The sequence below is a fragment of the Kitasatospora sp. NPDC098652 genome (assembly GCF_044760155.1).
In the GTDB taxonomy this organism is placed as follows: Bacteria; Actinomycetota; Actinomycetes; order Streptomycetales; family Streptomycetaceae; genus Kitasatospora.
The window spans coordinates 311636-324955 of the sequence record NZ_JBIWAQ010000003.1; the positions used below are offsets into that span (position 1 = coordinate 311636).

Annotated in this window: 14 protein-coding genes; 7 read left to right on the top strand and 7 right to left on the bottom strand. The window is 74.4% G+C overall.

Annotated elements, in window-relative coordinates; genetic code table 11:
* Positions 1 to 60 precede the first annotated feature (60 nt).
* Entirely contained in the window at positions 61 to 1050 is a 990-nt protein-coding gene (locus ACIQWA_RS09375) for a serine/threonine-protein kinase (RefSeq protein WP_402480874.1), read from the top strand.
* A gap of 13 nt (positions 1051 to 1063) precedes the next feature.
* Positions 1064 to 1438, top strand: a complete 375-nt coding sequence (locus ACIQWA_RS09380) for a DUF1304 family protein (protein WP_402480273.1) — start codon at positions 1064 to 1066, stop codon at positions 1436 to 1438.
* 49 nt (positions 1439 to 1487) lie between these two features.
* On the opposite strand, the gene ACIQWA_RS09385 is transcribed toward ACIQWA_RS09380, so the two are convergent.
* On the bottom strand, positions 1488 to 2897 hold the full coding sequence (locus ACIQWA_RS09385; RefSeq protein WP_402480275.1) for a streptophobe family protein: 1410 nt from the start codon (positions 2895 to 2897) through the stop codon (positions 1488 to 1490).
* Positions 2898 to 3083: 186 nt separating this feature from the next.
* Between ACIQWA_RS09385 and ACIQWA_RS09390 the strand changes: the two genes are divergently transcribed.
* On the top strand, positions 3084 to 4592 hold the full coding sequence (locus tag ACIQWA_RS09390) for a DUF6777 domain-containing protein (protein WP_402480277.1): 1509 nt from the start codon (positions 3084 to 3086) through the stop codon (positions 4590 to 4592).
* A gap of 63 nt (positions 4593 to 4655) precedes the next feature.
* Here ACIQWA_RS09390 and ACIQWA_RS09395 read toward each other — a convergent pair whose 3' ends face one another.
* The gene (locus tag ACIQWA_RS09395) at positions 4656 to 5099 is read right to left on the bottom strand and encodes a winged helix-turn-helix transcriptional regulator (RefSeq protein WP_402480279.1); all 444 of its coding nucleotides are present in this window, start codon (positions 5097 to 5099) and stop codon (positions 4656 to 4658) included.
* A 131-nt stretch (positions 5100 to 5230) separates the two neighbouring features.
* Between ACIQWA_RS09395 and ACIQWA_RS09400 the strand changes: the two genes are divergently transcribed.
* A complete protein-coding gene (locus tag ACIQWA_RS09400; protein WP_402480282.1) occupies positions 5231 to 6463 on the top strand; it encodes an MFS transporter in 1233 nt (410 codons plus the stop codon).
* 7 nt (positions 6464 to 6470) lie between these two features.
* Here the strand turns inward: ACIQWA_RS09400 and ACIQWA_RS09405 are convergent, their stop codons facing one another.
* On the bottom strand, positions 6471 to 6908 hold the full coding sequence (locus ACIQWA_RS09405; protein ID WP_402480285.1) for a DUF4259 domain-containing protein: 438 nt from the start codon (positions 6906 to 6908) through the stop codon (positions 6471 to 6473).
* A gap of 113 nt (positions 6909 to 7021) precedes the next feature.
* Between ACIQWA_RS09405 and ACIQWA_RS09410 the strand changes: the two genes are divergently transcribed.
* A complete protein-coding gene (locus ACIQWA_RS09410) occupies positions 7022 to 7828 on the top strand; it encodes a nucleotidyltransferase (protein ID WP_402480288.1) in 807 nt (268 codons plus the stop codon).
* Between the two features lie 143 nt (positions 7829 to 7971).
* Here the strand turns inward: ACIQWA_RS09410 and ACIQWA_RS09415 are convergent, their stop codons facing one another.
* On the bottom strand, positions 7972 to 9600 hold the full coding sequence (locus ACIQWA_RS09415; RefSeq protein ID WP_402480290.1) for an LCP family protein: 1629 nt from the start codon (positions 9598 to 9600) through the stop codon (positions 7972 to 7974).
* A complete protein-coding gene (locus ACIQWA_RS09420; RefSeq protein ID WP_402480292.1) occupies positions 9593 to 10165 on the bottom strand; it encodes a DUF6542 domain-containing protein in 573 nt (190 codons plus the stop codon). Before ACIQWA_RS09420 ends, ACIQWA_RS09415 begins: the two co-directional genes overlap by 8 nt.
* 257 nt (positions 10166 to 10422) lie before the next feature.
* Here ACIQWA_RS09420 and ACIQWA_RS09425 point away from each other — a divergent pair, with 257 nt between their 5' ends.
* Both ACIQWA_RS09425 and ACIQWA_RS09430 read left to right on the top strand, forming a co-directional pair.
* On the top strand, positions 10423 to 10629 hold the full coding sequence (locus ACIQWA_RS09425) for an antitoxin (protein WP_360240392.1): 207 nt from the start codon (positions 10423 to 10425) through the stop codon (positions 10627 to 10629).
* An 82-nt stretch (positions 10630 to 10711) separates the two neighbouring features.
* Positions 10712 to 11410, top strand: a complete 699-nt coding sequence (locus ACIQWA_RS09430) for a lytic transglycosylase domain-containing protein (protein ID WP_402480294.1) — start codon at positions 10712 to 10714, stop codon at positions 11408 to 11410.
* A 7-nt stretch (positions 11411 to 11417) separates the two neighbouring features.
* Here ACIQWA_RS09430 and galE read toward each other — a convergent pair whose 3' ends face one another.
* Positions 11418 to 12434, bottom strand: a complete 1017-nt coding sequence (gene galE, locus ACIQWA_RS09435) for a UDP-glucose 4-epimerase GalE (RefSeq protein ID WP_360240398.1) — start codon at positions 12432 to 12434, stop codon at positions 11418 to 11420.
* Positions 12435 to 12585: 151 nt separating this feature from the next.
* On the bottom strand, positions 12586 to 13263 hold the full coding sequence (locus ACIQWA_RS09440) for a hypothetical protein (RefSeq protein WP_402480296.1): 678 nt from the start codon (positions 13261 to 13263) through the stop codon (positions 12586 to 12588).
* Between the last annotated feature and the right edge of the window lie 57 nt (positions 13264 to 13320).

Consider the following 13320-nt stretch of genomic DNA (forward strand, 5'->3'; position numbering starts at 1 on the left):
CAGGTCCCGCCCTCGGCCCCGGCCTCGCCCTCGACCTCGGCCCCGGCCTCGGAAAGCGGGCTGCCCGCCGGCCTGGTCGGGCGGAAGGTGGCGGGCTACCGGCTGGAGCAGGAGATCGGGCGCGGCGGGATGGCGGTGGTCTACCGGGCCAAGGACCTGCGGCTCGGCCGAACCGTCGCGGTCAAGCTGCTGGCCCCCGAGCTGGCCCGCAACGAGGTGTTCCGGCAGCGCTTCATGCACGAGTCCGAGGCCGCCGCCGGGATCGACCACCCGCACATCGTCCCGGTGTTCGAGGCCGGGGAGCACGACGGCATCCTCTACCTGGCGATGCGCTACGTCGAGGGCGGCGACCTGCGCGCGCTGATCAACCGGGACGCCCCGCTCCCGATCGAGCGCGCCACCCGGCTGGCCCTGCAGATCGCCTCCGCCCTGGACGCCGCGCACGACCACCAACTGGTGCACCGGGACGTCAAGCCCGGCAACGTCCTGGTCGCCGCCGGCACCGACAGCGAGCACCCCGAGCACCTCTACCTGGCGGACTTCGGGCTCACCAAGAAGTCCCTCTCGCTCAGCGGGCTGACCAGCGTCGGCCAGATCGTCGGCACCCTCGACTACGCCGCGCCGGAGCAGATCTCCGGCCGGCCGCTGGACGGGCGCTGCGACCAGTACGCGCTCGGCTGCGTGGTCTTCGAGATGCTCGCGGGCACCCCGCCGTTCCGCCGGGAGAGCGACCTCGCACTGCTCTGGGCCCACCTCAACGACCCGCCGCCCGAACTGCACCGGCACCGCCCGGACCTCCCCGAGGCGGTCGACGCCGCGGTGGCCCGCTCGCTCGCCAAGACACCCGGGGAGCGGTACGACAGCTGCCTGCAGTTCGTCGCCGAGCTGCGCGCGGCCAACGGGCCCGCGCCCTGGACGGCGGACGGCCCGCCCACCCGGGTCGTCCCCGCGGTCGCCCGGGCCCCCGGCCCCACCCCGGTGCCGGACCCGCCCGCCTGGGCCGGCCCGGTCGTCCACCCGCCGTACCGGGACCGTCAGGGCCTGTCCTAGGGAGCCGTAGACCATGAACGCCGTGAGCCAGGTCTTCGCCATGCTCGCCGCCGCGATCCACCTCGTGGTGTGGCCGCTGGAGAGCTACCTGTACGGGCACCCGAGGGTGCGCTACCTGCTCACCGGCAGCACGGCGGACGCCCCGGAGGTCCGGCTGTGGCGGTTCAACGTCGGCTTCTACAACCTGTTCCTGGCTCTCGGGCTGGTCACCGGGCTGGTCCTGCTGCACACCGGGCATTCCGGGGCGGGGCGGCCGGTGATCCTCTACATCGCGGCCTTCATGGTGGCCGGCGGGACGACGCTGTTCGTCTCGGAGCCGAAGCTGTGGCGTGGCGCGCTCGGCCAGGCGGTCCCGGCGGCGGCGGTCCTGCTCGCCGAACTGCTCTGAGGCCGGGGCGGCTGTCGGGGCGGCCCGGGCGCCGGTATCCGCTCCGGGCTCAGCCGCCGGGGCCCGCTCCGCTGCTCGCCGCTCCGCCGCTCGCTGCGGCGCCCTTCCCGGCGCCCTTCCCGGTGACCTCGCCGGTGACCTCCCCGGGGTGCCGCACCCGGGCCGCCAGCAGCGCGCCGAGCAGTCCGGTCAGCAGCCCCCAGCCGGCCGCCAGCGGCACCGCCGTCCACAGCTCCGGGCGCAGCGTCAGGCTGCCGCTGCCCAGCGCCGACACCGGGTTGTCCCCGCCGAGCACCGCGCCGAGCAGGTCCCCCAGTCCGCCCTGGCCGAGGCCGACGCCCAGCACGGACAGCCCGTAGTCGGCGTCCATCCGGGTCCACAGGCCGACCAGCAGCACGGTGACGGCGGTGGCCAGCGCGAAGCGGACGGCGTGCTGCCAGAGCCGGACGCCGCGCGGCGAGCGGCGGGCGGCCAGGAAGGCGGCGGCGGTCAGCAGCACGGCGGCCACCGGCAGCAGCCACCAGCTGCGCGCGTCGTGGTCGGCCAGGGTGCCGAGGTCGATGGTCGCCTCCTTCCCGCCGGGGGCCCGCAGCACCGCGCTGAGCGGTTGGGGGACGGGCAGGCCGAGCGCGCCGACCAGCCGGCCGTGCCAGACGGCACCGAGGCCGAGACCGAAGGCCAGCCAGACCAGGTCGGGCAGGGCGAGCAGCAGCACGGCCATGGTCGAGCGGGCGTTGCCGTGCACGAGCGCGGTGACGACCCCGGCCACCGCGCCGATCGCGACGTATCCGAGCAGGACCGTCCAGAGCGCGAACGCGGCCGGGCGGACGGCGAGTTGGTAACGCAGCAGGCCGCGCGGTAGCGGCGCCCGGCGGGAGACCGCGAAGACCGCGGCGAACACCAGCAGCAGCCAGGCCAGCCCGATGCCGATGGTGGTGGCGCCGTCCGCGTGGAAGCCGACCTCCGGGGTGAGCCCGAGGGCGCCGCCGATGGTCTCCACCAGGCTGCCGCCGAGCTGGATCACGAAGGTGTGCTTGGCGGTGACGGTGATCACCACCAGGGCGATCAGCCAGAGCACCACCGTCCGGGCGATCCGGCCCAGCAGTTCACCGCCGCCCGCGACCGCGCGGAACCGCAGTTGACGCAGGAACACCTCGGCGATCACCACCGCACCGACCAGCGAGACGCTCAGCGGCATCGCACTGACCCCGGCGTCCACCGCCGCGAAGCTGCCCGCGCCGCCGTCGAGTTGGACCGAACCGCCGACGGCCAGCGCCAGCGTCGCGGCGAGCACCGGCGGGAAGCCGCCCTCCGGGAGGTCGCTCGCGCCGGCCAGCCAGAGGCCCAGTGCGGCCACCGCCGCCATCGCGACGAGTCCGGCCAGCACCACGGCGAGCGCGTCCAGCCAGCCGCGGACGACTCCGGGCGGGCCGGCGGCCCCGGTGGTGGGCTGCTGCATGCCGCCTCCCTCTGCTCGAACGGGCCTGGTCCGTTCCCAGGGTGACCGACTGCCGCGGGGCACGCTCGGCGACGGCGGGGCCACCTGCTGTTGCGGCGAACGGGGCGCCGGGGGAGAAATGGAACCCAGTGGCAGGAGCTTCCCGTGCCGACCGTACGTGTCGGCCGCCTGCGAAACGGAGCCTCGATGAGTTCCCAACCGCCCCCGTCCGGCCCGCCGAGCGAGCCGCCCTACGGCCCGCCCTCCGGTCCCCCGTCCGGCCCGCTGGCCGGTCCCCCTTCGGGTGGCGGCACGGGCGGACCACCGTCCGTACCGCCGCCGCCCTCCGGCCCGTCGGGGCCGTCCGGGGGCGGTGGGGGTGGCTCCAGCGCGGGCAGCGGGCGGGGTCCGCGCACCCCGTGGTGGCGCTCCAGGAAGGGGCTCTCGGTCGCGGCGGGCGTGGTGGTGGCGGCCGTGGTGGCGACGGTGCTGATCGTCAACAACCAGGGCGGCAAGAACGAGGCCGTTCCGACCGCCAACGAGGTCGCCCTCCAGACCCCGGCCGACCCCGGGCCGGCGCCGTTCACCCCATCGGTGGAAACCCAGGGCGTGAGTGCCCCGGCCCCCGCTCCCACCAGCACGGCGCCGCAACCGGGCGGCACCTCCAAGGCCGGCTCCCCGGCCGTCCTGCACAGCGTGCAGGGCAGCTCGGCAGGGCTGTACGGCGGGACGATGAACCGGCCCAGCTGTGACACCGAACGGCTGATCGGCATGGTCTCCAGCGGTGACGCCGGACGGGCCTGGGCCTCGGCGGCGGGCATCGAGCAGTCCGCGATCCCGTCCTACCTGCGCTCGCTGACCTCGGCGTACCTGCGGGTGGACAGCCGGGTGACCAACCACAGCTACAAGAGCGGCGCCGTGGTCGAGTACCAGTCCGTGCTGCAGGCGGGCACCGCCGTCCTGGTGGACGCCCAGGGCGTGCCCCGGGTGCGCTGTGCCTGCGGCAACCCGTTGAAGCCGGCGGTGCTGGTGAGCAACGCCAAGTACACCGGGAAGGCCTGGACGGGCTTCGAGCCGACCACGCTGATCGTGGTGGTGCCGGCCCCGCAGCCGGTGACCGAGATCATCCTGGTGAACATCGAGACGGGCGGCTGGTTCTCCCGGCTGACCGGTCGGATCGAGGTGGTGGACAAGCGCGCCGAGCCGCCGAAGCAACTGGTGCCGGGCGTTCCGCCGCCCATGCCGTGGAAGCCCACGTCGCCGACGGCGACGGCCTCGACCTCGGGCGCGACCACTTCGGGGGCGACGTCCTCCGGCGCCACCTCCTCGGGGGCGACCTCCTCGACCTCGGGAGCGACCTCCTCGGGCGCGACCTCGTCGGGAGCGACTTCCAGCGGCGCCACCTCCAGCGGTGCGACGTCCAGCGGCGCGACCTCCTCCGGTGCCTCCACCGGGACGGGCTCGGCCTCGGCGACCTCCTCGACCACCTCGGGCAAGCCCTCCGAGAGCACCGCGACAACGCACTCCTCGTCCGCGTCGACGCTCAGCGAGGCACCGACCAGCAAGACCACCACGACCGGGACCGGCACGACCTCCTCCGGCACCACGACCTCGACCGGCACGACGACCTCGACCGGCACCGCGCCGAGGACACCGACCGCGACCTGTGCGAGCACGGCGCCGTCGACCCTGCCGCCCTGTCCGACCACGCCCTGACGCAGTCCCGAGCCGGAGCCCCGCCGCCACCGTCCGTCCGTCGGCCGGTGGCGGCGGCACGTCTCAGGGCAGCAGCACCTTCGCGTCGTCCGGGCCGAGCAGCCGCCCGTCCGCCGAGCGCACCTCCACCGGGGCGACCGGGGCACCCGAGACGCGGTCGACCAGCCGGGCCCGGGGCTCGCCCTCGGCGAAGAACCACTCGTCACCCCACTGCCGCAGCGCGGTGATCACCGGGAACAGCGCGCGGCCCTTCTCGGTGAGCAGGTACTCCTGGTAGGGGCTGCCGTCGGCGGCCGGGGCGAGTTCGAACACCCCGGTGGCGACCAGGTTGGTGAGCCGCGCCGACAGGATGTTCCTGGCCAGCCCCAGGTTCTTCTGGAACTGCCCGAAGCGGCGCAGCCCGTCGAAGGCGTCCCGGACGATCAGCAGCGTCCAGCCGTCGCCGACCACGTCGAGCGGGCGGGCAACCGGGCAGGTCGACTCCTCGTGCGTGGTGCGTTTCGGCACTTCGTCCCACCTCTCGACCGGTCGGCGGCCAGCGTACCGCCGAACCAGTGGTTGCTTATTGAAACCAGGATATGCCAGGGTGGCGTGGTAGCACTTTGAAACCACTGCTGCCCGTCGAGGGGTTCCCGCTCATGACCTCCCCCGCTCCCACCGGCCCGCCCACCACCGACGTGACGCACGCGGCCACGCCGCCGCGCGGCCTGTCACCGGCCGCGGCCTGGCTGCTCTCCGTCACGTGCGGCCTGGCCGTCGCCAACGTCTACTACTCCCAGCCCCTGCTGGACCTGATCGCCCGGGACTACGGCATCGACCCGGCCACCGTCGGCCTGGTCGGCACCCTCACCCAGGTCGGTTACGGGCTCGGCCTGCTGCTGCTCGTCCCGCTCGGAGACCACGTCGACCGCCGTGCCCTGACCACCGCCCAACTCGGGCTGTCCGTCCTCGCCCTGCTCGCCGTCGCCGTCGCACCCTCCGCTCCGCTGCTGCTGGCCGCGATGGCGGCCGTCGGGGTGCTGGCCGTCGTCGCCCAGGTCGTCGTCGCCCACTCCGCCTCGCTCGCCGCGCCCGGCGACCAGGGCCGGGTGGTCGGCACCGTCACCAGCGGCATCGTGGTCGGCATCCTGCTCGCCCGCACCGTCGCCGGGACGATCGGCGACCTGGCCGGCTGGCGCGCCGTCTACCTCGCCTCCGCCGTCGCGACCGGCGCCATGGCCTTCGCCGTCGCGGCCGTCCTACCGCCCGAACGCCGCGGCCCGGCGGCCCGGCGGATCCGCTACCTGCGCCTGGTCGGCTCGGTGTTCACGCTCTTCGCCGAGGAGCGCGTGCTGCGCGTGCGCGCCGTGCTCGCCCTGCTCACCTTCACCTCCGTCACCGTCCTGCTCACCCCGATGGTCCTCCCGCTCGCCGCACCGCCCTTCGAGCTCAGCCACACCCAGATCGGCCTGTTCGGACTGGCCGGCGCCGCCGGGGCGCTCGGCGCCGGGCACGCGGGACGCCAGGCCGACCGCGGCCGCGGCCACGCCGAACGCACCGCCGGCCTCGGCCTGGTGGCCATGCTCGCCGCCTGGCTCCCGGCCGCACTGCTGCCCCACTCGGTGTGGTGGCTGGTGCTCGCCGTGGTCGTCATCGACTACGGCCTCCAGTCCGTGCACGTGGTCAACCAGCACCTCCTCTACCAAGTCCGTCCCGAGGCCCGGAGCCGCCTGACCGCGGGCTACATGCTGCTGTACTCCGTCGGCTGCGGAGCGGGCGCCATCGCCTCCACCCTGGTGTACGACCAGGGCGGTTGGCACGCCGTCTGCGCGCTCGGGGCCGCCACCAGCCTCGCCGCGCTCGCCTACTGGCGCACCGCCAAGGACGGTTGACGCCCGCTCACAGCCCCGGCAGCGGAGCGCCTGCGGTCGGCGGCACCGGTTCCAGGACCTCGCGCAGGGCGCGGATCCCCCGCCGCCACACCCGGTCGGACCCCGACTCGCCCCACAGTTCGGCCAGTTCGGACGCCTCCGCCACCACCCGGTCCAGCGCCGCAACCGCCGGCGCGCGCAGGTCGCCGGGCAGCCCGGGTATCGGCTCGGCCGGGCCGTAGGCGGTCGTCACCGCCGTACCGCCGGGGCACTGGGCGGCGACCAGCGCCGCCGCCGCGACGGCCTCCGCGCCCTCGTCGTCGTCCAGGTACTCCGACCCACGGGCGGCGCGTTCCAGCGCCGCCCGGACGAGCGCCGCCCGCTCGCCCGGCGCGGCGTCGTCCAGGCCGCCGGCGAAATCCGCCGCGGTGTCGTTGTCGAAGTAGCCGGTGCCCCAGGTCCCCATCGTGATTCCCCTCGTGTTCGTGTGCAATGGATGCTGGCACGCCCCACTGACAATTCGCCCGGGCCCCGGAAATTCGCTGGTCAACCACGTGACGGTACGGCAGGGTTCGCCCCATGGACACTCAGGGGCTGGACGAGGACGGGTACATCGCGCGGGAGGGCTCGCTGGAGCGCGTCCGACCGGAGTTCACGCCATTGGTCGACGCCGCCCGGGCGCGGATCGCCGCCGCCTTCGGCCCGGACCGCCTGCACGGCGCCTACCTGTACGGCAGCATCCCGCGCGGCACCGCGGTCCCCGGCGTCTCCGACCTCGACCTGCTGCTGGCCCTGCACCGGGAGCCCACCCCCGACGACCGGCGCGCGGCCGACGCCCTCGGGGCAGGCCTCGACGCGGACTTCCCGCAGGTCGACGGCGTCGGCGTGCTCCTGTTCGGCACCGGCACGCTGCTCAGCGAGCTGGAACGGCACGACCTGGGCTGGTTCGTCGCCTGCCTGTGCACCCCGCTGCTCGGCGAGGACCTCGCCGAGCAGCTTCCCCGTTACCGCCCGGACTCCCTGCTCGCCCGCGAGACCAACGGCGACCTCGCGCTCGCCCTCCCCCGCTGGCGCGAGCGACTGGCCGCCGCCGACACGGACGCCCAGCTCACTGCGCTCAGCCGCGCGGTCTCCCGCCGACTCGTCCGCACCGGCTTCACCCTGGTCATGCCCCGCTGGGGCGGCTGGACCAGCGACCTCACCGTCTCCGCCGAGGCCTTCGCCGCCCACTACCCCGACCACGCCGACCGGATGCGCCTGGCCGCCGCCGTCGCCCGCACACCCACCACCGACCGCGCGGTCCTGGCCGCCCTCATCGACGGACTGGGCCCCTGGCTGGCCGCCGAGTACTCCGCCGTCCACGGCGAGAAGGCCCCGCGCCCCTGACCGGCGGGAGCCCGGCCGCCCGTCGTCCACCGAGCGCGGCCGCCCGCCCGGTGCGGCGCTCGGCCGGCCGCCGCACCCCGGTGACGCGCGCAGGTGACGCACCCCAGTGACGCACGCCGGTGGCGCTCCCCGGTGAGGCGCGCTCAGTCCACGCAGGGGATCCCGCCGGCCTTCACCGCCGGCCCCTGCATCGGCAGCCCGGCGGCCGGGTCGGCGGAGCCGTCGGCCGGCGCGGGGGCACCCGAGGCGGGCGCGGCCGGGCTGGGGGTCGCGGCCCGGGCGGCGGCGAGGGTGACCAGGACGTGGCCCACCGGGACGGCCGAGGACGGGCCGGCGGTGACGCCGTACCGGGCGGCGAGCGCCTGGGCGTCCGCCTTGGCGCCGGTGCCGGTGCCGTAGGTCACGGTGGTGGTGCGGATCCGCGCGGGCGCGTCGCCGATCCGGCCGGCCTGGTAGCCGAGGTCGACCAGCGCCTTGGACTCGGTGGCGGCGGCACCCGCGCCCGCCGCCGCGTTGACGTCGACCACGGACTTGGGTACGGCGCTGGGCGAGGGCGAGGGCGGGGCCGTCTCGCCCGGGGTGTCGCCGGGTGCCGCGGCCGGGGCGGCGGGCGCCTGCTCCCGGCTGAACAGCTGCCGGACGATCTTCTTGATCAGGTCCGGGTTGACGGTGTTGACCTCCTGCCCGCCGATGGTCTTGAACCCGGTGATGGGCAGGGTGTTGAACTCGACGTTGCCGCCGGTGAGGTTGGGCGCCTGCTGGGCGAAGTCGAGGATGTTCCACTCGTTGTCGATCACGACGTCCTTCTTCACCACCCCGAACAGCTTCTGCATCTGTCCGAAGTCGTTGAGGATGCCCTGCTGCTTGAGCTTGTACTCGACCGAGGAGATGAACGCCTGCTGCCGGTGGGTGCGGTCGAGGTCGCCGTTGGTGAGGTGGTGGCGCTGGCGGACGAAGGACAGTGCCTGGGCGGCGTCCAACGAGCTGATCCCGGCGGGCAGTTTGAGGCCGGTGCCGCCGCCCTCGTGCGCGGCGGTCCGGGCGACGATCGGATCGTCGACCGGGTGGTTGAGGCAGACCTGGATCGGTTCCACGGCCTTGGCGATGTCGTAGAAGCCGATCAGGTTGACCTCGGCGAAGTGGTCGATCGGGACGTCCAGGAAGCTCTGCACGGTCTGGATCGTGGCCGAGCGGCCGGCCTCCCGGCTCTGCCGTTCCAGATCCGCCTTGGAGAGGCCCTTGCCCGCGAGCTTCGACTCGGCGGCCTCCTTGGCGATGCCGTAGGCCTCCTTGATCTTGTGCATCTTGCCGTCGGCGCCGGCGGTCTGCACGTAGTCGTCGCGCGGCACGGACAGCGCGGTCACCTTCCCGCCGTTGGCCGGGATGTGCAGCACGATCAGGGCGTTGGTGTTGTAGCCGCCGATCTCGCTGGAGCCGGCGTGCAGTTCGTCCTCGACGAACTGCTTGGGCAGGTCGTTGCCGTCCATGTCCTTGCGGCTGTCGAGACCGATCAGCAACAGGTTGACGGACTTGTCCAGGTGCGGCGGGGCGTTCTTCTTCGCCTCGTTCAGCGCACCGGACTTGATCATGCCGTCGTCCAGGCTGCGGTACTCGTACCAGGTGAAACCGCTGGCACCGAGCACGGCGGCCGAGACGGTGCAGGCCAGGGTGCGGCCGGCCACGGTCAGCGGGGCGGAGCCTCGGCGCGGGGACCGGCCGCGCGGGCGCTTGGCGCGATTGGTGTGGTTGGTGCGGTTGGTGCGCTCAGCCACGGCGGCCCCTTCCGCTCGGGGCCCCGGCCCTGGGGGGCCGGCGGCGGTCCAGCACCGTGCGCACCACGATCACCAGCAGTGCGACCGCCAGCGCCGTCGCCATCACCGGGAACGCCCCGACCACCCAGCGCACCGCGCCGGTGCCCAGCCCCTTGCCCTGGTACTTGGCGGGATCGGCCGCGTACTCGACACCCGAGGCCGTCAGCAGCACCACCACGGGGGTCGCGGTCAGCACCCACCAACGGCCGCTCCGGCTGCACAGCACCGCCGCGACGCCGGTGCCGAGCACCGCGCCGACCGCGAACAGGATGCCGACGCCGGGGCCGCCCAGTTCGTCGCCGATCCCGCCGAGCAGCGGCAGCCCGACCGCGGCGAGCGCGGCGACCGCTCCGCCGCGCCGACGGGCCTGGTGCCTGCGGCGCGAGGCCCCGGCGCGCTGGGTGCGGGTCTCCCGCGACGGGTCGGGGTCACCGCCGGCCGCGCGGGAGCGCTGGGCGGGCACGGCGGGGTCCTCGGTGCGAGGTCCCGCGTCCTGGTACGGCGTTCTCGCCCGCTGGCCGGCCATGCGCACTTCCCTCGATCGTTTCGGCTGCGGCGGCGCGACCACGCCGCCCGTCGTGCCGGGACGCCATCCGTCCGCCGGCAATTCCCGCTGTCTACAGGCCTGTAGAGGCTGGTCTGGAGCATACAAACCCATTTCGGCAAAGTCACTCGCCGCCGTTCCGCAGCGGCGGGCCGCCCGGCCGCCCCTCGTTAGGATGGCCATGATCCCCGCCACGTCGGCACACCAACAGGAACGCACAAGAGGAGTAGAGCGTCACCATGTTTGAAAGTCTTAAGAACATCGCGGACAAGGCCACCGACCTCGCCCGCGAGCACAGCGACGTGCTCGGGCAGGGCCTGGAGAAGGTCGGCGACGTGATCGACGACCGCACGGACGGCAAGTACAGCGGGCAGATCGACACCGGTGTCGAGAAGGCGAAGGACTTCCTGCGCAACCTCGACGGCGACGCGAAGTCCGCCGAGTAGCACCGGCCGGGCCTCCCGCGGGGCGCGAGCGACCGTACGGCGGTCGAACTGGATGACGGGCGAACGGGGAGGGTCGACGGCGGTGAGCGAGGAGCAGAAGGGTCCGCGCTGGGGGCGCTGGATCGTGATCGGCGTGCTGGCGGCAGCCGGGTGGGGCATCGTCCGCAGCGGCGGCCACGAGCCCGGGGCCGCTTCGGCGACGCCCTCGTCCTCGTCCTCGTCGTCCGCCGCCGCCGCCCCATCGTCGGCCGGATCCGGCGGGCCGTCGGCGGCCCCGTCGAAGCCCTCCGGCCCCTACGAGCCCGCCGACTACGCGGCGCCGGTGCGCCAGTACGCGGCCGAGGCCGGGGTCAACCCCCAGCTGCTGATGGCGATCCTCTACAACGAGGCGTACAAGCCGCACGACCCGGACTTCGAGCGAGCCTGGCAGCGCAACAAGCCGGACGCCGCCTTCGGCATCGCCAACATGCACCGGGCCGCCTTCGACGACACCAAGCCGGGCCGCCCGTTCGCCTCCCGCCGCTGGGAGGAGCTGCCGGACGACCGCAACCTGGCCGTCCAGGCAGCCGCCTGGCACCTCCACGACCTCGCCGAACAGCTCCCCGCCAAGGTGGGCGCCCCGCTGAACAAGGACGAGCTGCTCGCCCTCGGCTACAACGCCGGGGCGGGCAACATGCTCGCCTTCGCCAGGGGCGTCAAGATCGGCCCGCAGGCGCAGTCCTACCTGGACCGCCTGCACGACAACTGGGCGAAGTCCGGCGAGGCCGTGAAGCAGCGGTGACGGCCGGTCAGCTCGCGCCGAGCTGGGCGGCCCACTTGGCGCGCCAGGCGAGCGCGTCGGCGACGCCCTCGGCGAGGGTGCGCCGCGGCGTCCAGTCGAGCAGTTCGCGGGCGGCGTCGACGGAGGCGTAGCAGCCGATCACGTCGCCCGGGCGCGGGCCGGCCTCGCGGACGTCCAGCTCGGTGCCGACGGCCTGTTCGAAGGCGGCGACCAGCTCGCGGACGGTGGTGCCCTCGCCCGTCCCGACGTTGATCGCCCGGAAGCGGTCGGCCGCGTCGGGGGCGATCACCTCGTCGAACCGGAGCAGTGCCGCGACGTGGGCCTCGGCCAGGTCCTGGACGTGGACGTAGTCGCGGATGCCGGAGCCGTCCCGGGTCGGCCAGTCGACGCCGGTGACGGTGAACGGGGTGCCCTCGGTGTGGGCCTCGATCAGCTTGCCCAGGGCGTGGCTGGGGTTGAGGTTCTGCAGACCGGTGCGCAGCCGGGAGTCGGCGCCGACCGGGTTGAAGTACCGCAGGGTGATGACCCGCTGCCGCTCGGCGCCCTCGCCCCGGGTCCAGTCCTGGAGCACCTGCTCCATCATCAGCTTGGTGCGGGCGTACGGGCTGTTCGCCTCCAGCGCGGAGTCCTCGTCGACCCGGCCGTCCGGGGTGGGCGCGTAGATCGAGGCGGAGCTGCTGAACACCACCCGGGTGCAGCCGTGGCGCTGGAGGGCGTCGAGCAGTTCGACGGTCTTGGCGACGTTCTCCCGGTAGTAGAACAGCGGCTTGGCCACCGACTCCGGGACGACGATCCTGGCCGCGCAGTGCACGGTCGCGTCGATGTCCGGGTGTTCGGTGAAGATCCGGTCCAGCAGGGCGGCGTCGGCGATGTCGCCCTGGTAGAAGACGCGGTTCTCCACGAACTCGGCGCGGCCCTTGGACAGGTCGTCCAGGACGACCGGGGTGATGCCCCGGTCCAGCAGGACCGAGGCCACCGTGCTGCCGATGAAGCCGGCACCGCCGGTGATCAGGACCTTCCTCATACGCGGATGCTCCCTTGCGATCGGCCGGGCGTCCGGTGACGCCCGGTGATCGCTGAGACGTGCCTCGTGCGCCACAAGGTTCCCGGTTTGCCGTGCGGCATGGATCACGGGTCGCCGACGGCCGGCCGGGGCGGCGCCGCGCTCCGGTCCGTCAGCGGCGGGCGCGTCCGCGCAGCCAGAAGCCGGTGCCGACCAGCAGCACGGCCGCGGCGGCGGTGCCGATGGCGGCCCAGGTGGTGGCGTCGTCGGTGCTCTCGTGGGCGGGCGCGGCGGTGGTGGCCGCGGCGGCCAGCACGGTCGGGCCCGCGGTGGGCGTCGCGCCGGACGCGGCGGAGGCCGAGGAGCTGGCGGAGGCGGAAGCCGAGGCGTTGGCAGACGTGGCGGCCGAGGCGGAGGCGGGGGCGGAGGCGGGGGCGGAGGCGGCCGCGTCCAGCAGTGCCGGGTCGCTGATCGCCGCCGGCTCGACGTCGAGTTCGCGCTCGCCGTGGCCCAGCGAGGGGAAGGCGCAGTCGACGGAGATCTTCCAGTGCCCGGCGGGCAGCAGCTCCCGGGTGGTGTAGGTGCCCGGGCGGCCCGGCACGGCGACCAGTCGCCAGGGGCCGACGGTCCGGCCGTCGGCGGCGGTCGCGGAGAGCGTGCCGGCGAACTCCTCGGTGACCGGGTCGTGGTCGTTCTCCCAGGTGGCGACGGTGCTGATCCGGCCGTCCTGCTGACCGGTCACGTCCAGGTGGACGGTGTCACCGTGGGCGGCGGCGGGTGCGGCGGTGGGCAGGACGGTGACGGCGGCGAGGGCTAGGGAGGCGAGCAGCGGGCGGGTGCGGGTTCGCATGGCGGGCGGTCCTCGGCGGGTGGGGTGAGGGTTCGTGGAGCGGCGGCGCCGGGTGCG

Bases quoted from the DNA above. Each gene is read 5' to 3' on its own strand.
- ACIQWA_RS09385 (WP_402480275.1), bottom strand. From the start codon at position 2,897: ATGCAGCAGCCCACCACCGGGGCCGCCGGCCCGCCCGGAGTCGTCCGC.
- ACIQWA_RS09410 (WP_402480288.1), top strand. From the start codon at position 7,022: ATGGACACTCAGGGGCTGGACGAGGACGGGTACATCGCGCGGGAGGGC.
- ACIQWA_RS09400 (WP_402480282.1), top strand. From the start codon at position 5,231: ATGACCTCCCCCGCTCCCACCGGCCCGCCCACCACCGACGTGACGCAC.
- ACIQWA_RS09440 (WP_402480296.1), bottom strand. From the start codon at position 13,263: ATGCGAACCCGCACCCGCCCGCTGCTCGCCTCCCTAGCCCTCGCCGCC.
- ACIQWA_RS09390 (WP_402480277.1), top strand. From the start codon at position 3,084: ATGAGTTCCCAACCGCCCCCGTCCGGCCCGCCGAGCGAGCCGCCCTAC.
- ACIQWA_RS09420 (WP_402480292.1), bottom strand. From the start codon at position 10,165: ATGGCCGGCCAGCGGGCGAGAACGCCGTACCAGGACGCGGGACCTCGC.
- ACIQWA_RS09380 (WP_402480273.1), top strand. From the start codon at position 1,064: ATGAACGCCGTGAGCCAGGTCTTCGCCATGCTCGCCGCCGCGATCCAC.
- ACIQWA_RS09425 (WP_360240392.1), top strand. From the start codon at position 10,423: ATGTTTGAAAGTCTTAAGAACATCGCGGACAAGGCCACCGACCTCGCC.
- ACIQWA_RS09405 (WP_402480285.1), bottom strand. From the start codon at position 6,908: ATGGGGACCTGGGGCACCGGCTACTTCGACAACGACACCGCGGCGGAT.
- galE (WP_360240398.1), bottom strand. From the start codon at position 12,434: ATGAGGAAGGTCCTGATCACCGGCGGTGCCGGCTTCATCGGCAGCACG.